Origin of the sequence: Amycolatopsis thermophila, assembly GCF_030814215.1 — a bacterium.
Lineage (GTDB): Bacteria > Actinomycetota > Actinomycetes > Mycobacteriales > Pseudonocardiaceae > Amycolatopsis_E > Amycolatopsis_E thermophila.
On record NZ_JAUSUT010000001.1, the window covers coordinates 6,412,968 to 6,432,622 of the forward strand.

19 protein-coding genes are annotated in these 19,655 nt (G+C 73.0%); 3 read left to right on the forward strand and 16 right to left on the reverse strand.

What is annotated here, in order from left to right:
- Window positions 1–6: 6 nt before the first annotated feature.
- The 5 genes from FB470_RS31440 to FB470_RS31460 form a co-directional block, all read right to left on the reverse strand.
- Complete coding sequence (locus tag FB470_RS31440) at window positions 7–279, reverse strand: DUF167 domain-containing protein (protein WP_306997398.1); 273 nt, start codon at window positions 277–279, stop codon at window positions 7–9.
- Between the two features lie 156 nt (window positions 280–435).
- Window positions 436–1,128 (reverse strand): ArsR/SmtB family transcription factor, encoded by a 693-nt coding sequence (locus FB470_RS31445; RefSeq protein ID WP_306997400.1) that lies wholly within the window; start codon window positions 1,126–1,128, stop codon window positions 436–438.
- Window positions 1,129–1,171: 43 nt separating this feature from the next.
- A complete protein-coding gene (locus FB470_RS31450; protein ID WP_306997402.1) occupies window positions 1,172–2,764 on the reverse strand; it encodes a penicillin-binding transpeptidase domain-containing protein in 1,593 nt (530 codons plus the stop codon).
- Between the two features lie 40 nt (window positions 2,765–2,804).
- On the reverse strand, window positions 2,805–5,975 hold the full coding sequence (gene ileS / locus FB470_RS31455; RefSeq protein ID WP_306997405.1) for an isoleucine--tRNA ligase: 3,171 nt from the start codon (window positions 5,973–5,975) through the stop codon (window positions 2,805–2,807).
- A gap of 243 nt (window positions 5,976–6,218) precedes the next feature.
- Entirely contained in the window at window positions 6,219–7,565 is a 1,347-nt protein-coding gene (locus FB470_RS31460) for an MFS transporter (RefSeq protein WP_306997407.1), read from the reverse strand.
- 125 nt (window positions 7,566–7,690) lie between these two features.
- Here FB470_RS31460 and FB470_RS31465 point away from each other — a divergent pair, with 125 nt between their 5' ends.
- Complete coding sequence (locus FB470_RS31465) at window positions 7,691–8,449, forward strand: ArsR/SmtB family transcription factor (protein ID WP_306997409.1); 759 nt, start codon at window positions 7,691–7,693, stop codon at window positions 8,447–8,449.
- Window positions 8,450–8,546: 97 nt separating this feature from the next.
- On the opposite strand, the gene FB470_RS31470 is transcribed toward FB470_RS31465, so the two are convergent.
- From FB470_RS31470 to pgeF, 6 genes are all read right to left on the reverse strand, one after another.
- Complete coding sequence (locus FB470_RS31470; protein WP_306997411.1) at window positions 8,547–9,167, reverse strand: hypothetical protein; 621 nt, start codon at window positions 9,165–9,167, stop codon at window positions 8,547–8,549.
- A 77-nt stretch (window positions 9,168–9,244) separates the two neighbouring features.
- Window positions 9,245–10,075 carry a DivIVA-like cell division protein Wag31 gene (gene wag31 / locus FB470_RS31475; RefSeq protein ID WP_306997413.1) on the reverse strand — a complete coding sequence of 277 codons (831 nt, stop codon included), beginning with the start codon at window positions 10,073–10,075 and terminating at the stop codon, window positions 9,245–9,247.
- Window positions 10,076–10,128: 53 nt separating this feature from the next.
- On the reverse strand, window positions 10,129–10,413 hold the full coding sequence (locus FB470_RS31480; RefSeq protein ID WP_179777946.1) for a YggT family protein: 285 nt from the start codon (window positions 10,411–10,413) through the stop codon (window positions 10,129–10,131).
- A 178-nt stretch (window positions 10,414–10,591) separates the two neighbouring features.
- On the reverse strand, window positions 10,592–11,215 hold the full coding sequence (locus FB470_RS31485; protein WP_306997415.1) for a cell division protein SepF: 624 nt from the start codon (window positions 11,213–11,215) through the stop codon (window positions 10,592–10,594).
- A gap of 65 nt (window positions 11,216–11,280) precedes the next feature.
- On the reverse strand, window positions 11,281–12,015 hold the full coding sequence (locus FB470_RS31490; protein ID WP_306997417.1) for a YggS family pyridoxal phosphate-dependent enzyme: 735 nt from the start codon (window positions 12,013–12,015) through the stop codon (window positions 11,281–11,283).
- Window positions 12,012–12,713 carry a peptidoglycan editing factor PgeF gene (gene pgeF, locus FB470_RS31495; protein WP_306997419.1) on the reverse strand — a complete coding sequence of 234 codons (702 nt, stop codon included), beginning with the start codon at window positions 12,711–12,713 and terminating at the stop codon, window positions 12,012–12,014. The genes FB470_RS31490 and pgeF overlap by 4 nt, the downstream gene beginning before the upstream one ends.
- A 76-nt stretch (window positions 12,714–12,789) precedes the next feature.
- On the opposite strand from pgeF, the gene FB470_RS31500 reads away from it, so the two are divergent.
- Complete coding sequence (locus FB470_RS31500; protein WP_306997420.1) at window positions 12,790–13,626, forward strand: hypothetical protein; 837 nt, start codon at window positions 12,790–12,792, stop codon at window positions 13,624–13,626.
- 28 nt (window positions 13,627–13,654) lie between these two features.
- Here FB470_RS31500 and ftsZ read toward each other — a convergent pair whose 3' ends face one another.
- Window positions 13,655–14,941 carry a cell division protein FtsZ gene (gene ftsZ, locus FB470_RS31505; protein ID WP_306997422.1) on the reverse strand — a complete coding sequence of 429 codons (1,287 nt, stop codon included), beginning with the start codon at window positions 14,939–14,941 and terminating at the stop codon, window positions 13,655–13,657.
- A gap of 191 nt (window positions 14,942–15,132) precedes the next feature.
- Entirely contained in the window at window positions 15,133–15,627 is a 495-nt protein-coding gene (locus tag FB470_RS31510) for a DinB family protein (protein WP_306997424.1), read from the reverse strand.
- Between the two features lie 93 nt (window positions 15,628–15,720).
- Here FB470_RS31510 and FB470_RS31515 point away from each other — a divergent pair, with 93 nt between their 5' ends.
- Complete coding sequence (locus FB470_RS31515) at window positions 15,721–16,155, forward strand: OsmC family peroxiredoxin (protein ID WP_306997426.1); 435 nt, start codon at window positions 15,721–15,723, stop codon at window positions 16,153–16,155.
- 191 nt (window positions 16,156–16,346) lie between these two features.
- Here FB470_RS31515 and FB470_RS31520 read toward each other — a convergent pair whose 3' ends face one another.
- From FB470_RS31520 to murG, 3 genes are read right to left on the reverse strand one after another with little or no spacing between them, the layout of a single operon-like run.
- A complete protein-coding gene (locus FB470_RS31520; protein ID WP_306997428.1) occupies window positions 16,347–17,141 on the reverse strand; it encodes a cell division protein FtsQ/DivIB in 795 nt (264 codons plus the stop codon).
- Window positions 17,142–18,551, reverse strand: coding sequence for a UDP-N-acetylmuramate--L-alanine ligase (gene murC, locus FB470_RS31525; protein ID WP_306997430.1), 1,410 nt, complete (start codon window positions 18,549–18,551; stop codon window positions 17,142–17,144).
- Window positions 18,548–19,651: an undecaprenyldiphospho-muramoylpentapeptide beta-N-acetylglucosaminyltransferase gene (murG, locus tag FB470_RS31530; RefSeq protein ID WP_306997432.1), complete on the reverse strand. Its 1,104-nt coding sequence runs from the start codon at window positions 19,649–19,651 to the stop codon at window positions 18,548–18,550. The genes murC and murG overlap by 4 nt, the downstream gene beginning before the upstream one ends.
- Window positions 19,652–19,655 lie beyond the last annotated feature (4 nt).

The following is a 19,655-nucleotide window of genomic DNA, read 5'->3' on the forward strand; positions in this document are numbered from 1 at the left end:
AGGCTCTCAGAATAAGGAGGCCAGGCGGTCCGCCGCGCCGGGCGGGTCGGTTGTGAGCTCGATCAACTTGTCGCGGCCGCGTTCCCCTTGCACGACAACGAGATCACGGGCACGCACCCCGAGTGCCGGTGCGAGCACCTCGCGCACCGCCTCGTTGGCCTTGCCCTCGACGGCGGGCGCCCGCACCCTGACGACGAGCGCCGTCCCCAGCGGGCCGTCCCAGGAACCCCCGACGGCGTCCCGCTTGGCCCCCGGCTTGACCCGCACAGCGAACCGCATGGGGTGACTGTCGCACGGTCGTGGTCTTGCGTGGTGACCGGGCGCCCGGCGCAACCGCGATTGCGCGCGGCGGGCAGCCTGGGCACGCCTCGTGGGCGATCCGGCACCGCGCGGGGCACCACGCGGCGGCACCTCGGAGCGGAGGTGCAGCCCCGGTCAGGCGGCGCCCGAACCGAGGTCCGGGAGCTCGACCCCCAGGCGCGCCAGGGGTTCCTCCGCGGCCGGCAGCAGCCGCACCGCGCGGTCGGCGCGCCGGTCGAACCAGCCGGCCGCCACGCCCCGCGCGAACAGCGCCGCGGGGAGCGCGCCGCCCAGGTGGTCCCGTCGCTCGGTCCAGTCCAGACAGCCCCGCAGCAGCGGGCGGCGCCCGCCCTCGGGGACCTCGACCCCCAGCGACGTCAGCACCTCCCGCCCCCGGCCGGTCAGCGTGAGCCCCCCGGAGGCGTCCACCAGCCCGGTCCGCACCATCCCCTCCCGCAGCGCGACGCCCACCGCGCCGGCCAGGTGGTCGTAGCAGGTGCGCGCGAACGCCAGCCGCCGCACGCGCAGGGAATCCCGCAAACCGGTGGCCGCCCGGTGTTCCGCGTGCTGGGCCAGGTGCTCGATCAGCTCCGCCACCCGGGGATCGGCGATCCGCACGTACCGGTGCCGCCCCTGCTTCACCCCGGCGACGAACCCCGCCTCCTTCAGCCGGGTCACGTGCTCGCTCGCGGTCGACGGCGCGATCCCCGCCGAGCGCGCCAGCTCGCCCACGGTCCAGGCGCGGCCGTCGAGCAGGGCCAGGCACATCGCCGCCCGGCTCGGGTCGGCGAGCACCGCGGCCACCTCGGCGAGGGCGATCGTCTCCACACGCCCACGGTAGCCCCGCGACCTTTCGGCGTGCGCCGAAACGTCAGCCGAGCGCGCCCAGGAACACCGACGACACCTCCACCGCCGGCTTCGACGAGTCCGATCCGAGCAGCAGCACGGAGAACGCCACGTCGTCCCGGTACCCGGCGAACCAGCCGTTGGCCTGGCTGCCGTCGCCGAACTGCGCCGTGCCGGTCTTGCCGGACACGGCACCGCGGCCGCGCAGCCCGGTCGCCGTGCCACCGGTGACGACCTCCCGCATCATCGACCGCAGCGCCGCGATCACCTCCCCCGGCGGCGCCCGGTACCCGGTGTTGACCTGGGTCTCCATGCCCTGCCACAGCTCCGGCGTGACCGCCCCGCCGTGCGCCACCGTCGCCGCCATCAGCGCCAGCCCGAACGGGCTGGCCTGCACGGTGCCCTGCCCGATCGCCGACTCGACCTGTTCGGCCTCCCCCGTGCTGGCGACCACTTTGCCGGCCTCGGTGGTGATGCCCGGGATGGTGAAGTCGGCGTTGAGGCCGAACTCGCTCGCCGCCGAGGCCAGCGCGTCGGCCGGCAGCGCCGCCGCCAGCTGGGCGAACGTCGTGTTGCACGAGTGCGCGAACGCGGAGTGCAACGGCAGCGGCGGCAGGGCGAACTGGTCGTCGTTGGGGATCGTCCGATCCCCGATCCGCACGGTCCCCGGGCAGTCCGCCACCGTGTCCGCGGTCGCCGCCCCGGACTCCAGCAGCGCCGCGGCGGTCGCGATCTTGAACGTCGACCCCGGCGCGTACAGGCCGTTCAGGGCCTTCGGATCGGTGCCCGCGGCCGCGTTCTGCGCCACCGCCAGCAGGTCACCGGTCGACGGCTGGATCGCGACCAGCATCGCCGGCACCCCGGCCGAATCGACCGCCCGCTGCGCCGCGTCCTGCGTCGGCAGGCTCAGCGTCGTGGTCAGCGGCTCCACCTCGACCTCGCCCTGGCCGGACAGCGTCTCCTGGACCGCGCCCTCGGCGTCGGTGCTCACCACCGACCAGCCGCCTGCCCCGCGGCCCGACACCACCCGCTGCAGCGCGGGTGTCAGCACCGGCCCCGCGCCGGGGCCCGCCGGCGGCCCGGCCGCCTGCCACACCAGCACGGGACGGCCGTTGCGGTCCACCAGGGCGTTCTTCCCGGCCCGCGTGCGCACCGCGAGCAGCTGCCCGGCCCGCAGCCTGGGGTGCACGACGGCCGGGCTCCAGTGCACGAGCCACTGCCCGCCGGAGGCGACCAGGTCGAGCGTGTTGTCGTAGGTCCACTCCTGTCCGGGCGCGATCGTCCACGTGACGTGGAAGGTCGCCGTGGCCCGCGCGCCGCCCGGCCTCACCTGGCCCAGTGGGGCCGACACCGCCGCGGGGGCCAGGCCGCGGCGCACGTCGGCCAGCACGACGCTCGCCTCGCGCGGCGCGTCGGTCAGCGCGCCGGCCGCGTCCGCGTCACCACGGGCGAACGCGGCGAGGAAGCGCGCGGCCACCGTGCCGGAATCCGCGGTGGCCGTCCCGCCGGCCCGGGGCTCGTCCGGCGACGAGCCGCCCCACACGACGACCACGGCCGCCGCGACGATCGCGACGACCGCGGTCGCACCCCCGGCCAGGACCCACTTGCGCCACCCCACCGGCGATACCCCCTGTTGGTGTTTCCCGGTCTGTCGGGTGTCAGGGGGCCTTCGTTACCGCCACGGTGACCTTGTCGCCGTCTCCGACGGCACCCGCGAAACCACCGTCGACGTGCCCGAAGGACACCTCGTTCGCCAGCGTCTCGCCCGCCAGGAACTCCTGGTGCAGCGTCGCGGCGGCGACCACGTCCTCCGGCGCGTCCACGGTCAGCGCGATCCGGTCGGCCACGTCGAGACCGGCGTCGCGGCGCGCCTGCTGCACGACGCGGACCAGGTCGCGCGCCACGCCCTCGGCGGCCAGCTCCGGCGTCACGTCGGTGTCCAGCCGCACCAGACCCGAGCCGCCGGGCAGCTCCGCGGTCGCGCCCTCGTCCTTGGCGACCAGGCGCCGCTCGTACTCGCCCTCGGCCAGCTCGATCCCGGCCGCGACGACGGCACCCTCCGGTGTGGTCGTCCAGTCGCCCGCCTTGACGGCCTTGATCACCCGCTGCACGTCCTTGCCCAGGCGCGGACCGGCGGCGCGGGCGTTGACCGCGACCTCGAACCGGCCGTGCGCGGCGACGTCGGTGCTCAGCTCGACCGCCTTGACGTTGACCTCGTCGGCGATGATGTCGGTGAAGTCCGCCAGCCGCTCCGCGTCGTCGGCCGCGATGAGCAGCTTCGCCAGCGGCAGCCGCACGCGCAGCTTGTTCGCCTTGCGCAGCGACAGCGCCGACGAGCACACCTGGCGCACCCGGTCCATCGCCGTCACCAGCGCCGCGTCCGCGGGCAGCTCGTCGACCAGCGGCCAGTCCTGCAGGTGCACCGAGCGGCCGCCGGTGAGCCCGCGCCACACCGCCTCGGTGGTCAGCGGCAGCAGCGGCGCCATCGTGCGCGACACGACCTCCAGCACGGTGTGCAGGGTGTCGATCGCGTCGCGCTCACCGGCCCAGAACCGCTCGCGCGAGCGGCGCACGTACCAGTTGGTGAGCACCTCGAGGAAGTCCCGCACCGAGGCGCACGCGCCCGCGACGTCGCAGGTGTCCAAAGCGGACCCGACGTCGGTGACGAGCTCGCCCGTCTTGGCCAGGATGTAGCGGTCCAGGACGTGCCGGGAGTCCGTGCGCCAGGTGCCTTCCACCCCCTCGGCGTTGGCGTACAGCGCGAGGAAGTAGTAGGAGTTCCACAGCGGCAGCACGGCCTGGCGCACCGCGTCGCGGATGCCCTTCTCGGTGACGATCAGGTTGCCGCCGCGCAGGATCGGGCTGGCCATCAGGTACCAGCGCATCGCGTCGGAGCCGTCCCGGTCGAACACCTCGTTGACGTCCGGGTAGTTGCGCAGCGACTTCGACATCTTCTGGCCGTCGGAGCCGAGGACGATGCCGTGCGAGACGCAGGTGCGGAACGACGGCCGGTCGAACAGCGCGGTCGCCAGCACGTGCAGGGTGTAGAACCAGCCGCGCGTCTGCCCGATGTACTCGACGATGAAGTCGCCCGGGTAGTGGTGCTCGAACCACTCGGCGTTCTCGAACGGGTAGTGCACCTGGGCGTAGGGCATCGACCCGGAGTCGAACCACACGTCGAGCACCTCGGGCACCCTGCGCATGGTGGACCGCCCGGTCGGGTCGTCCGGGTTGGGCCGGGTCAGCTGGTCGATGTGGGGGCGGTGCAGGTCGTCCGGCCGCACACCGAAGTCGCGCTCCAGCTCGTCCAGCGAGCCGTACACGTCCACCCGCGGGTACTGCGGGTCGTCCGACATCCACACCGGGATCGGCGTGCCCCAGTAGCGGTTGCGCGAGATCGACCAGTCGCGGGCGTTCTCCAGCCACTTGCCGAACTGGCCGTCCTTGACGTGCTCGGGGTACCAGGTGATCTGCTGGTTCAGCTCGACCATCCGGTCCTTGAACGCGGTGACCTTGACGAACCACGACGACACCGCGCGGTAGATGAGCGGGTTCCGGCAGCGCCAGCAGTGCGGGTAGGAGTGCTCGTAGGTCTCGTGGCGCAGCAGGACCGGGCCCTGCTGCGCGACCGGCCCGGTGCCGTGCTTGAGGTCGCGGATGATGTCCGGGTTGGCCTCGAACACCTGCTGGCCCTGGTAGTCCGGCACGGTCGCGTCGAAGCGGCCGCGCGCGTCGACCGGGGTCACCGGCACGATGCCGGCCGCGTCACCGGCGGCCTTGTCGTCCTCGCCGTAGGCGGGTGCCATGTGGACGATCCCGGTGCCGTCGTCGGTGGTGACGAAGTCGGCGAGCAGCACCTGGTGGGAGTTCTCGGCACCCACGAAGTAGGGGAACGGCGGCGCGTACTTCACGCCCGCGAGGTCCGCGCCCCGGTAGCGGGCGACGACGGCGGGCTCCTCGCCCAGCTCCCTGGCGTAGGCGGACACGCGCGGCTCGGCGAGCAGGAACCGCTTGCCGTCCGCTTCGACGACCACGTAGTCCACGTCCGGGTGCACCGCGACCGCCTGGTTGGACGGCAGGGTCCACGGCGTGGTGGTCCAGATCAGCAGATACGCACCGTCCAGATCGGACCCGTTGCCCTCGGCGCGGAACCCGACGGTGAGCGCCGGGTCCTGCCTGCTGGCGTAGACGTCCTCGTCCATCCGCAGCTCGTGGTTGGACAGCGGCGTCTCGTCGCGCCAGCAGTAGGGCAGCACGCGGTAGCCCTCGTAGACCAGGCCCTTGTCCCACAGCTGCTTGAACGCCCAGATCACCGACTCCATGTAGGTGACGTCGAGCGTCTTGTAGTCGTGGTCGAAGTCGACCCAGCGGGCCTGGCGGGTGACGTACTCGCGCCATTCACCGGTGTAGCGCAGCACCGACCTGCGGCACGCCTCGTTGAACGCGGCGATGCCCATCTCGTCGATCTGGGACTTGTCGGTGATCCCCAGCTGCCGCTCGGCCTCCAGCTCGGCGGGCAGCCCGTGGGTGTCCCAGCCGAAGCGGCGCTCGACGCGGCGGCCACGCATGGTCTGGTAGCGCGGCACGATGTCCTTGACGTACCCGGTCAGCAGGTGGCCGTAGTGCGGCAGGCCGTTGGCGAACGGCGGGCCGTCGTAGAAGACGTACTCGTTGCTGCCGTTCGCTCCCGGCTCGCGCGCGTCGATGGTGGCCCGGAACGTCCGGTCGGACTCCCAGTAGGCCAGCACGCTGGTCTCCAGCGCCGGGAAGGACGGCTGGGACGGGACCTGGCCGGCCGGCCCGTCGCCGAGCTGAACCTTCGGGTACATCGGTGCGCTCCTCGCGGTGCTCGTCACTGCTCGTGGTGGATCGGTGCGATCCAGCACGGGGACGAAAAAGCGCCGTCCGGGCGCGCTTCCGCGGTACCACCCCGTTTGCCCGCTCCGCGGAGCGGGCCACTTCGTTGACGGCTGTGACGGGCCGTACCCGTCCGGTTCTACTGGGGGCCGCGACGGCCCTGTTCTTCCGGAGGCTCCCCGGTGATGGCCGGATCGACGCCGTGTCCTTCCAGGTTAGCGGCCTCCCGCAACCGCGTTCCCGGAGGGTCGGCGCACGGCGACAGCGGTCAGCACGGCCGCGGCCCCGTACAGCGCGGCACCGAGGACACCGGCCGTGTGCAGCCCGTGCACGAACGACGCGGGCTGCGCCGGGCTGCCCGCGAGGGCACCGAAGGTCGCGATCCCGAGCGCGCCGCACGCCTGCCGCGCCGTGTTGTTCACGCCGCTGGCCACACCCGCCTGCCCGGCCGGCACCCCGCCGACCGCCGCGGCCACGACCGCCGCCGTCAGCAGGCCCAGCCCCACGCCGAGGAAGAAGAACGCGATCAGGAACGTGCCGAGGCCGCTGACCGGGGTGACCCGGAGCAGGCCGAGCAGGCCGGCCGCGCCGGTGACCAGGCCGGCGATCATGACCGGGCGCGGCCCGAAGCGCGCGGTGAGCCGCCCCGTGACCGGGGCCAGCAGCGACAACGGCAGGAACCCCGGCAGCATCGCCAGCCCGGCCGTCAGCGGGCCGGCGTGGTGGACGCCCTGCAGGTAGAGGGTGGCGAGCAGGATCGTGCCGAGGCCGACGAAGTTCATCGCGCCGGCGACGACGTTGGCCGCGGCGAAGGTGCGGGACCGCAACAGGGTCAGCGGCAGCATCGGCGCCGGGCTGGTGCGTTCGGCGGCCACGAACGCCACGGCGGCGATCACACCGAGGACGGCGGCCGGGATGTTCGACTGGATGACGGCGTAGACCAGCGACGCCAGTGCGATCGCGCCCGTCACGGTGCCGCGGACGTCGATCCGCCTGCCGCCGGGCGGATCCGCCGGCACCAGCAGGGTGCCGGCGGCGGCGAGCGCGGTCAGCGGCACGTTGATCCAGAACAGCGATCGCCACCCCACCGCGGTCACCAGCAGACCGCCCAGCAGCGGGCCGGCCGCCAGTGCCAGCGCGGAGACCCCGGCCCAGATGCCGAGCGCGCGGGCCTGCTCGCGGCGGCCGGGGAAGGTGCGGGTGATCACCGCCAGGGTGCCGGGCAGCAGCAGGGCGGCGCCGATCCCCTGCGCCACGCGGAAAACGACGAGGACGGTGGTGCCCGGCGCCAGCGCGCACCCGGCGGAGGCCAGGCCGAAGACGCCCAGCCCGGCGAGCACGACCCGCCGGTGGCCGATCGCGTCACCGAGCGCCCCGCCGGACAGCAGCAGGGCGGCGAGCACGACCGTGTAGCCGTCGACGATCCACTGCAGCGCGGGGACGCCGGCCTGGAAGCGGGCACCGATGGTCGGCAGCGCCACGTTGACCACGGTGACGTCGAGCTGGACCAGGAACATGCCGGCGCACTGGGTGAGCAGGACGGTGCTGCGGTTGTCGGGCATGGGGACACCGAACCGCGGAATCGGTTCCACGTGGGTGGAAGTGTCGGGCGCAGCGGGTCGCCGCGTCGCGCGGATTCCGGACGCTTCGGCCGCGGTGGAAGTGTCCCGGGGGCATGCTGGGGGGCATGACCGGTGGGGATGTCGACATCGCGCGCACCGCGGCGCTCTTCGCGGATCCGGCGCGGGTGCGGGTGCTGACGGCGCTCGGCGACGGGCGGGCGCTGGCGGCGTCGGTGCTCGCGGCGGAGGCCGGGCTGTCGGCGCAGGGCGTCAGCGCGCACCTGGCCAAGCTGCGGGAGGCGGGCCTGGTCGAGGCGGAACGGTCCGGGCGGCACCGGTTCTACCGGCTCGCCGGTGGCGCGGCGGAGATCCTCGAGACGCTGGCGCGGTTCTCGCCCGCGCAGCCGGTGACGTCGCTGCGGGCGGGAACGCGGGCGCAGGCACTGCGCTTCGCCCGGACCTGTTACGACCACCTGGCGGGACGGCTCGGCGTCGAGGTCACCGCGGCGCTCGTGGAGCGCGGGGCGCTGGTCACCACGGACGGCGTGCCCGGCACCGGGCGGCGGCCGGGTGACCAGCTGTCCAAACCGATGGCCGAGCACCCGTACGCGGTGGGCCCGGCCGCGCCGGAGGTGCTGGGGGCCCTCGGGCTGTCCGTGGACGCGGTCGACGCGGGCCGCGGGCGGCGGCCGATGCTGAAGTTCTGCCTGGACTGGTCCGAACAACGGCACCACCTGGCCGGCGCCCTCGGCGCGGCGCTCGCCGCACGGTTCCTCGACCAGGGGTGGCTCACGCGCCGCCGCCCCGGACACCGGGCGCTCCGCCTGACCGACCACGGCGCCGACGCCCTGGCCGACCTGCTCGGGGTGCGGCTCGCCGCCTGACGCCGGTCGCCCCACCGGAAGGCGCGGGCAGCCGCGCGGGAGTCCGGCGCGCCTCGCCGCCCGAGACCGGTCACCGTCCGCGGCGAGGCGCGAGGGCTCAGGCCTTGGACTTCTTCTTCGCGCGGTGAGCCTGCGCCAGGTGCGCGTCCGGCGTGCACCGCGCGCACGGCGTGAACCCGAGGTCGCGCGCTTCACTGACCGAGATCGGGATCACGTCCCGGTCGGCGAGCCAGCCGCAGTCCGTCAGGTGGTATCGCGGGTGCTCGTCGACGACCACGACCTCCACGTCGAGTTCGTCGACGATCTTCGCGTCGGCCTCGTCGGTGCGTTCCTCGCCCGGTTCGCCCTCCTCGGCCGTACCGACGAGCTCACCGGCCGCCGGGATGAGCGCGGTCTGGTCCGCCGGCTCCCCCGCCTCGGCGACCGCGGTCGCCTGCTCGGCGGGCTCGTCCGCCGTCTCCGCCGTCACCGGCTCGTCGGCCACATCATCATCGCCGGCCGACGTCGCCGCTTCGGCCGAGGGTTCGTCCTCGGGCTCCGCGACAGCCGCCTGCCGGCGACGGCCGACCCGGCGCCGCACCCAGTCGACGACCAGCAGCAGCCCGGCGACCACCGACAGTCCGATCGAGATCCACGCCCACAGCGAGCTCGCCGTGATCAGGGCCGTGATCAGCAACCCCAGGGCGGCCAGAACCAGGACCAGAACGATGAAGAGCACGGTGAATTACAACACGGACCACGCCCGGAACGGTTCCGACCCTCCCACGCGGAGCGCCGGAACCGTCACCGGGAAACTCAGCCCGCCTCGGCCCGCGGACCGAACGAGTAGCCCTGCCCGCTGCCGGACCCGGAGGTCGCCTGGCCCGAGTTCGACGACGCCGACGCCGGAGCCGCCGACCCGCGGTCGTCCAGCTCGCGCAGCTGCGATTCCAGGAACCCGCGCAGACGCGTCCGGTACTCGCGCTCGATGGTCCGCAGTTCCTCGATCTTCTTGCCCAGCGCGGTCTTCTCGCTGTTCAGCGTGTTCATCGTCTCGGTGTACTTGCGCTGCGCCTCGCGCTCCATGGTCGTCGCCTTGTCGCGCGCCTGACGCTCGAGCGTCTCGGTGCGGGTGCGGGCGTCGTTGAGCATGTTCTCCGCGCGGGTGCGCGCCTCGTTGACCATCGAGTCGGCCTTGGTGCGGGCGTCGGAGAGCACCTGCTCGGACTTGGCGCGGGCCTCGGCCAGCATGCCGTCGGACTCGGTCTTGGCCTCCGCCGTCAGCCGGTCGGCCATCTCCTGCGCCAGGCCGAGGACCTTCGCCGCCTGCACGTTCGGCTCGCCGCCGTCCGACATCGGGTGGGCCTGGGTCTGCTCGGCAGCCGAGGGCGGCGGCACAGGCGCCAGGCGGCGCTCCTGCGGGCCGGCCCCGGCACGGGCGGCCTCGAGGTCGGCGCGGGTGCCCTCCAGCTCGGCGTCGAGTTGCTCGACCTGCTGGCGCAGCTCGTTGTTGTCCTCGATGAGCCGCGCGAGCTCGGTCTCCACCAGGTCGAGGAACGCGTCCACCTCGTCCTCGTTGTAGCCCCGCTTGCCGATGGGTGGCTTGCTGAACGCGACGTTATGCACGTCAGCGGGGGTCAACGACATCAGATCACCTCACGCACTCCATGGCCTGCTCCGTCACCCGGGTTCCCCCGAAGTCACCCGGGAAGCGCCAGTTGCATCAGTATGAACACAACCAACAGCAGCACCATAATCGATAAGTCCAGTCCGACGCCGCCAACGCGAACCATCGGAATGATCCTCCGCACCACGCGGACCGGAGGATCGGTCACTGTGTAGATGGTCTCCAGCGTCACCGCAACCCCGCCGGCGGGGCGCCAATCGCGTGCGAAGGCACGCACGAGCTCCACCACGACACGCGCTGTGAGCAGCAGCCAAAAGACGAACAGCACGTAGTAGAGGACTAGCCGGACCGCATCCACGAACACCACTCTGCCACATCACCGTGACCCCCGGAGCACCCGGAACACCCAATGTGTCCGGGTCACGTAATCGAACTGTGATTTAGCCAACGGTTTCACCCGTTCGGCCTAAATCGTCACCGATCGTAGTGGTGCTATCACACGGTTCACCCCCGTTTTCCGGAACTCGACGTCGCTCTCAGTGACGAAGGAAGAGTCCGCCCTCGGCGATGCGACGGCGCTCCTCCGCCGTCACCTCCACATCCGGCGGCGACAGCAGGAACACCTTGTTCGTGATCTTGTCCATCGACCCGCGCAGCGCGAACGCCAGGCCCGCCGCGAAGTCCACGAGCCGCTTGGCGTCCGCGTTCTCCATCTGCGTGAGGTTGATGATCACCGGGGTGCCCTCCCGGTACGCCTCGCCGATCCCCCGCGCCTCCACGTAGCTCGTGGGGTGCAGCGTGGTGATCCGCCCCAGCGCGTCCCGGGCCGAGGCGCGGGCGGGCTCGGGCACGGGGCGCAGTCTCGCCACCGGCTCCGGCTGCCGCTCGACCGCGAGCGCGCCGTGCACCGACGGCTCCGGCACGCGGGGACGGGCCCGCGGCGGGGCCTCCTCCTCGTACTCGGAACCGGCGCGGTACCGTCGGCGGGCACGCGGCAGCGGCTCCTCGTCGAAGCCGTCGTAAGCTTCGTCGTCGGCGTAGTCCCGCCGGTAGTCGTCGTCGTAGCGGTCCGCGGCCTCGTAGGAGTCGTAGCCGTCGTAACCACCGCTGTCGGCCGGGATCATGCCGAAGTAGGCCTTCAGCTTCTGCAGCGCGCTCATGCCTCTCCCTAGCCGCTCCCTCACCTGACTACCCGGACGCGATCGCTCACTTCCGGGTGATCTCGCTACGGCGAGGCTAAACCGCGGGCGCCGAGCAACGCGGTTCCGACACGCACACATGTCGAACCGTGCGCGATGGCGGGTTCCAGATCACCGCTCATCCCGGCGGACAGCTCGACCGCGCCCGGGTGGTCCCGGCGGAGGCCGGAAGCGGCCCCGGCCAGGCGCGCGAACGCCTCCGCGGGGTCCGCGCCGAGCGGGGCGACCGCCATCACGCCGCGCAGCCGCAGGCCCTCGAGCCCGGCGACGTGATCGGCCAACTCACCCAGCTGGGTGAGCGGACATCCGCCTCGTGACGGATCGTCGTCAAGGCTCGCCTGGACGAGGACGTCGAGCGGGCCCGGCCGCTCCCCCGCCTCGACGGCGGCGCGCACCGCCTTCGCGAGGGCATCGGCGAGCCGGACCGAGTCGACCGACTGCACCTCGTCGGCCCACCGCACGACCGACCGCGCCTTGTTGCGCTGCAACCGGCCGACCATGTGCCAGCGCGGCGAGGCGCCCGGCCGCAGCCGGCGCACCTCCTCGGCCTTCGGCCCGGCCTCCTGGTCGCGGTTCTCCGCGAGGTCGGTCTGCCCGAGGTCGGTGAGCAGGGCCGCGTCGACCGCGGGGAACGTCTTGGTGACGGCGATCAGCCGGACCTCCGATCGAGGCCGCCCGGCCGCCGCGCAGGCCTTCGCGATCCGGGCCTCGACGGCCTGGAGTGCCTGGGCGATCCCGTCCCGGCGCTGCTCGTCGCTCATTCCGGCTCGGCCCAGGTCAGCGCCGCGATGCGCCCGGTGGTGCCGTCGCGCCGGTAGCTGAACAGGGTCGGGTCCTCGGCCGTGCACCGCGGATCGACGCCCACCTTGCCGACACCGGCCTCGGCGAGCTGGCGCCACAACCCGGCGCGCAGGTCGAGCCCGGGCTTGCCCGCCCTCGTGCGGGTCGCCGAGCCCGGCAGGTGCGCGTCCACGTCCGCGGCCATCTCGGCCGGCACCTCGTAGCACTCGCCGCAGATCGCCGGGCCGAGCAGCACCTCGATGCGGCCCATCTCGGCGCCCGCCTCGACCATCGCCTGGAGCGCGGCCGGCAGCACACCGACCCGGGCGCCGACGCGGCCCGCGTGCACCGCCGCCACCACCCCGGTCTCCGGGTCGCCCAGCAGCACCGGCACGCAGTCGGCGACGAGCACGGCCACCGGCAGGCCCGGCGTCGTGGTCACCAGGGCGTCGGTCGCCTCGGCCGGGGCGGTCTCGGTGCCGTCCACGACGGTGACCGTCCGCCCGTGCACCTGCTCCATCCAGGCCACCCGCTCGACGCCGAGCTCGGTACCCAGCCGCTTGCGGTTGGCCGCCACCGCGGCCGGGTCGTCACCGACGTGGTCACCGAGGTTGAACGTGTCGTACGGCCGCGCCGAAACGCCGCCCGCCCTGGTCGTGACCACCCGACGGATGCGCAAGTCCACTACCTCCACTCGCCTGGTTCCTCCCGAGCCTACTGGGAACCGGATGGCGCCCTCGGACGGTCTCAGCACCATGGACCTCCCCCCGCCGCCGGACAGCGTCACCGCACTCGCCGCACCCGGGAAGCTGCCGCCCGAACTGGCCGGGCTGTTCACCCCCGCCGGGGAGGAGCAGTGGTCGCGCATCGCCGAACTGGCCGAGACCCACCTGACCCGCGAGGTGGCGCCGGACGTGCGCGGGCCGCTCGCGCTCGCCGCGGCCTACGGGTACCTCGACGACGTCGAGTTCCTCGATTCCACGGAGATGACCGAACGCAACGAGCGCGCGCGGGAGCTGCTCGAGGAGGCCGTCGCGCACGGCGTGGCGCACGACGAGGCCGCCGAGCTGTGGGACTTCACCCACCAGGTGCAGGACGCCGCGCACTACGCGCGGGAGCACGAGGAGTACGTCGCCGAGCACGGCGCCACCGCCAAGCAGCGGCTGAACGCGAAGCTGGAACGGGCGCACGCGCTCTACGAATCGGGTGACCGCGCTCCCGCGCTGGCGTTGTTCCGGGAGGTCGCCGAGGCCGACATCTGGGGCGAGTTCAGCGGGGCGGGCCACCGGTCGGACATCGGGTGGTGCCGGCTGCTGGCCGACGCGGCGCACCACGAGGGACCCGAAGCGACGCGGCGGATCTGGCGGGAGGCGAAGGCGAGCCGGCACGCCGCGCACTTCCCGTACCCGCACTGGGCCGCGCCGCTGGTCGAGACGCTCATCGGGACCGGGGTTCCGGACATCCTCGAGATCGTCGTCTCCGAGCGGCTGGACCTGGCCCTGCGCGAGGAGAACCCGTGGGACCTGACCGAGGACGAACGGTGGACGCTGTCCCGCGCCATCGAGGAGATCGAGCAGTACCACCGGGCCTGACCGCTCGGCCAGGCCCGGGGTTCGCGCGTCAGCGCCGCATGAACGGCGGGACGTCGACGTCGTCGTCGGACGGGTCGTCGGTCACCGGGACGGCCCGGCTGGGCAGGCTGCCCTGGGTCGTGCTCGTCCGCGGCGCCGGGTAGCTGCGGCTGCCGCCACCCGCCTGCGGGAGCCCGCTGGGCTGCGCGCCGTAATTGGTGCCCGACGGCGGCGTCCGCGGCGGCGTGACCGGGAAACCACCACCCGCGGGCGGGGCCGGGGGCTGCGCCGACGCCGGGGGCGCCGGCGGGCGGACTTCGCCGGCCGTGGCGGACGCGGTGGCCGAGCGGGTGCCCACGGCGGGCGGCTCGAGCTTCTTGTGGGTGGGCGAGCCGGAGTCGAACCCGGCGGCGATCACGGTGACCCGGACCTCGTCGCCGAGCGAGTCGTCGATGATCGTCCCGAAGATGATGTTGGCCTCGGGGTGCGCGGCCTCCTGCACCAGCGAGGCGGCCTCGTTGATCTCGAACAGGCCGAGGTCCGAACCGCCCGCGATGGACAGCAGGGCGCCGTGCGCGCCCTCCATCGAGGCCTCCAGCAGGGGCGAGTTGATCGCCTTCTCCGCGGCCTGCACCGCCCGGCCCTCACCGCGCGCGGACCCGATGCCCATCAGCGCACTGCCGGCACCGGACATGACGCTCTTCACGTCGGCGAAGTCCAGGTTGATCAGACCCGGGGTGGTGATCAGGTCGGTGATGCCCTGGACACCGGAGAGCAGCACCTCGTCGGCCGAGCGGAACGCGTCCATCAGGCTGACGCCGATGTCGCCGAGCTGCAGCAGCCGGTCGTTGGGGATGACGATGAGGGTGTCGCACTCGTTGCGCAGCGACTGGATGCCGTCCTCGGCCTGCTTGCCGCGCCGCTTGCCCTCGAAGGTGAACGGCCGGGTCACCACACCGATCGTGAGCGCGCCGAGCTTGCGCGCGATCGAGGCGACCACGGGCGCGCCGCCGGTGCCGGTGCCGCCGCCCTCGCCCGCGGTCACGAAGACCATGTCGGCGCCCTTGAGCACCTCCTCGATCTCCTCGCGGTGGTCCTCGGCGGCCTTGTGCCCCACCTCGGGGTTGGCGCCCGCGCCCAGGCCCCTGGTCAGTTCGCGGCCGATGTCGAGCTTGACATCGGCGTCGGACATCAGCAGCGCCTGCGCGTCCGTGTTGATCGCGATGAACTCGACACCCTTGAGGCCGACCTCGATCATGCGGTTGACGGCGTTGACACCGCCACCGCCGATGCCGACGACCTTGATCACCGCGAGGTAGTTGTGCGGGGGCGTCATCGGGTCCGCCTTCCTATCGTGAATTCCCTCGTACCGCTCACCGGGAGCCCAAAACTCTCAACCTAAACTCAAGGTTCAGAGTTATGTCAACTCCCCGCTCCGTCCGCCGAAGGTAGGGATCCGGCGAAGCGGAATCCAGTAGCCACGCCGCGTGTCGGCCCGGCCGTTGCAAAATCTCCGCGCCGGAGGCGTCATTCCCCGGTCCGGCCGTCGGTCAGCTCCCGGAGCAGATCCAGGTGACCGGCGTGCCGCCCGGTCTCCTCGACCAGGTGGATCAGGACGTAGCGGAGGTTGACCAAGCCGTCCCGGTAGGACACCCGGGTGGCGGGCTCGAGGCGCGCCGCGATCTCCCGGCTGGTGCCGCACTGCGCCCGGTAACCGGCCACCAGGTCGGCGAGCGGGATCGTGAGGGCCTCGCGGAAGTCGGCATCGCGGTCGGCTTCGAGTCTCGCGGTCCACCGGTTCGCGCGACCGCCGAGGACGACCTCGAACCAGTAGTGCTCCACATAGGTCAGATGCCCGACGAGGCCGGCGATCGTGGTGAGCCCGCTCGGAACGAGGCTGCGCCGGGCCTGTTCGTCGGTCAGACCCTCGCACTTGAGCACGACGGCTTCGCGCAGGAAGTCCAGGAATCCGGACAGCTGCTCGCGCTCCTCGCCGTCGAAGGCCGGCTCGGTTCTGATCACCGGTGCAGCTTCTCACGGCGATGAGTTGCGCGCAATTGAATAGCGCGCTAGTTTTGTCGAAGGAGCTTCACCCCGCGACGAAAGGTGGACACCATGCCCAGCCGCGACGCCACGACCCACTGGGAAGGCGGCCTGCAGGCCGGCACGGGTCACGTCACGCTCGACTCGTCGAACGCCGGCCAGTTCGACGTCTCGTTCCCGACCCGCGCCGGCAACCCCGACGGCCAGACCAGCCCGGAGGAACTCATCGCCGCCGCGCACTCCTCGTGCCTGGCGATGAACCTGTCCGGTGTCCTGGAGTCGGCGAACCTGACCGCCGAGTCCATCGACGTGAGCGCGGAGGTCACGCTCGGCCCGGCACAGGGCGGCGGCTTCGAGATCAGCGGTATCGCGATCACCCTGCGCGCGAAGGTGCCCGGTGTGGACCCCGAGAAGTTCACCGAGCTGGCCGAGACCGCGGAGCGGACGTGCCCGGTGTCGAAGGCCCTGGCCGGGACGACGATCACCTTGGATGCGGCCCTCGCCTGACGCCGCCGGGGAGGGAGGCGGGTGCGGAAGGTCGCTGCGGGAGCGGGCCCACAGGCAGCGACCTCTCCCACCACACACCCCACGACCTCGCCACCCTCCTGACACACACCACCGCGTTGTGACCACCCCTGCCTGTTGTGCGTTGGCGGGATGACCACCCAGCTCGTGTCAGGCACGGGCGCCGCGCGCCGCTACGAAACGGTGGGCAGTTCGGGGCTGGCGACGTCGTAGGTCTGGCCCTCGCGCGTCAACAGCACGCTCAGCACGCGCGCCTTGCGTTCCGCGTTCCCCGCGTCGCCCCACCGGACGGTTTTGCCGGTGTTCAGCGAGAATTCCACGCCGCCCGGGGTTCTGGCCCGCACCACGGTGATCTGACCCTTCAAGGGCTGCGGCACGGACGCCAGCACCGCGACCACCGAGCGCGTCACCGCGTCCTCCGGCGACACCTTCGCCACCTGCATCTCCGGCAGGCCCTCCGGTTTGTTCTGCACCACCTTGTAGTCCAGCCCACCGGAATCGACCAGGTGAAAACCGTTGGTGGCGGCGACGAACGCGACCGGCGCCCGTTCCGTCACCGTGATCTCCACAGTGGACGGCCACGACCGGGACACGTCCACAGTGGCCACACCCGGGATGTTGGTGACCCGGGCGGCGATCTCGTCGGTGTCCAGTAACAGCATCGGTTTCAGGTCCGGCACCGCGGCGGCCGCCAGGATCTGGTCCGACGGCACACTCGCCGCCCCGTGCACCTCCACCGAGCGGACGCCCAGCAGTGACGTGAACATCACGACGTAGCCCAGCCCGGCCACGGTCAGCACACTCAGCAACGCCACCCACCGCCGCCGCAACGCGCGGCGCCGCGAGATCCCGGTCCCGGTCCGGCGCCGGGCGGTCAGCGGGCGACGGCCCCGGCGGCTGCGCACCGCCGACGACGACCGCCTCGTCGACGGCCGGCTGCGCTCCTCGCTCCGCGCTCGCGTGGCCACCTAGCCCCCGGCCCGCCGGTCCAGCTCGGCCAGGATCTCCGGGCCCAGCTGGGTCACGTCACCCGCACCCATCGTCACCAGCAGGTCTCCCGGCTTGACCAGATCCGCCGCCAGTGCCACGGCCCGGTCGAACGCCGGCTCGTAATGCACCCCCGCCCCGGTGATCCTCTCCGCGATCAGCGCGCCGGTGACCCCCGGCTCCGGCTCCTCCCGCGCGCCGTAGACGTCGAGCAGCACGACCTCGTCGGCCAGCCCGAGCGCGTCGGCGAACTCGCCGGCGAACAGCTTCGTCCGCGAGTACAGGTGCGGCTGGAACACCACGACCACCCGGCCACCGCCCGCGGCGTGGCGGACCGCCCGCAGCTGCGCGGCGACCTCCGTCGGGTGGTGGGCGTAGTCGTCGTAGACCCGCACGTCACCGGCACGTCCCTTGAACTCGAACCGCCGCCGCACACCCCCGAACGCGGCCAGCCCCTCGGCCAGCCCGTCCAGCGGGGCACCCAGCTCCAGCCCCGCCAGCAGCGCGGCCACCGCGTTCAACGCCATGTGCTCGCCCGGCACCGCGACCCGTACGTCGGTCTGCGCCCCGTCCAGCGCGATCCGCACGACCCCGCCGCCGTCGGCGGGCCGGTAGTCCAGCACCTTCGCGTCGCCCGGATCGGTCACCGACCGGCCGTACCGCCGCACCCGCACGCCCTGCGACGCGGCGTGGTCGCCCAGCGCGTTCGCGGCCTCGTCGTCGGCGCACACCACCAGCAGTCCGCCCGGCTCGATCCGCTGCACGAACCGGGTGAACACCGCGGTGTAGGCCTCGGCGGTGCCGTGGTGGTCCAGGTGGTCCGGCTCGACGTTGGTCACCACCGCGACCGACGGCGAGTAGCTCAGGAACGAGCCGTCGCTCTCGTCGGCCTCGGCGACGAACAACCCGCCCTCGCCGTGGTGGGCGTTGGCACCGGACTCGTTGAGATCACCGCCGATCGCGAACGACGGGTCCAGGCGGCAGTGCTGCAACGCGACCGTGAGCATCGACGTGGTCGAGGTCTTGCCGTGGGTGCCGGCGATGCAGGCGACCCGGTGGCCCGCCATCAGCAGGGCCAGCGCCTGCGCCCGGTGCAGCACCGGGATGCCGCGGGAGCGGGCGGCCACCAGCTCCGGGTTGCTCTCCTTGATCGCCGTCGACACGACCACCGCGGACGGGCCACCGGGCAGCGCGTCCAGGTTCTCCGGCCGCTGCCCGATACCGATCTCGGCGCCCTGCGCCCGCAGCGTCAGGAACGCGCGGGAGTCCTTGGCGTCCGAACCGGACACCCGCGCACCGCGCGCCAGCAGGATCCGCGCGATGCCGCTCATGCCGGCGCCGCCGATCCCGATCAGGTGGGCCCGGCTCAGCTCGGCGGGGACGTCGCTCATTTCCCGCACACCTCCAGGACGATCCGGGCCAGCACCTCGTCCGCCTCGCGGTGGCCCAGCCCGACCGCCGCGGCACTCATCCCGGCCACCTTCGCCGGGTCGGTGACCAGCGGGATGACCAGCTCGGCCACCTTCGCCGGGCTCAGGTCGGCGTCGTCGACCATCAGCGCCGCACCCGCCTGGACCGCGGGGCGCGCGTTGACCGCCTGCTCGCCGTTGCCGTGCGGCAGCGGCACGAACACCGCGGGCAACCCCACCGCGGACACCTCGGCGGCGGTCATCGCGCCCGAACGGCACAGCACCATGTCCGCCGCCGCGTAGGCCAGGTCCATCCGCTCCAGGTAGGGCACCGGCACGTACGCCGGGCGTCCCGGGAACTCCTGCACGACCAGGCTGTTCTTCGGGCCGTGCGCGTGCAGCACGCCGACACCCGCGTCGGCCAGTTCCTTGGCCGCGCCGGAGACCGCCGCGTTGATCGACTGCGCGCCCTGGGAGCCGCCGAACACCAGCAGCGTCGGGGCGTCGGGGTCCAGCCCGAAGTGCTCACGCGCCTGCGCGCGCAGGGCCGCGCGGTCCAGCGACGTGATCGACTGGCGCAGCGGGATCCCGACGACCTCGGCACCCGGCAGCGGCGTGCCCGGCACGGCGACCGCGACCCGCTCGGCGAACCGCGCGCCGACCCGGTTCGCCAGGCCCGGCGACTGGTTGGCCTCGTGCACCACGATCGGCACCCGGCCGCGCGCGGCGAAGTACGCCGGCAGCGACACGTACCCGCCGAACCCGACCACCACGTCCGCGCCGACCCGGTCGAGCACCGCGCGGGTCTGCTTCACCGAGTCGCGGATCTTGAGCGGCAACCGCAGCAGGTCGGCGGTGGGCTTGCGCGGCAGCGGCACCGGCGGGATCAGCTCCAGCGGGTAACCGCGTGCCGGGACCAGCTTGTTCTCCAGGCCGCGGGACGTGCCCAGCGCGACCACCGTCGCGTCCGGCCGCAGCCGCCGCACGGCGTCGGCCAGCGCCAGCGCGGGTTCGATGTGTCCGGCCGTGCCGCCGCCCGCCACCACCACGGTGGGAGCCACGCCGGTTACCGCCTTGCTCACTTGC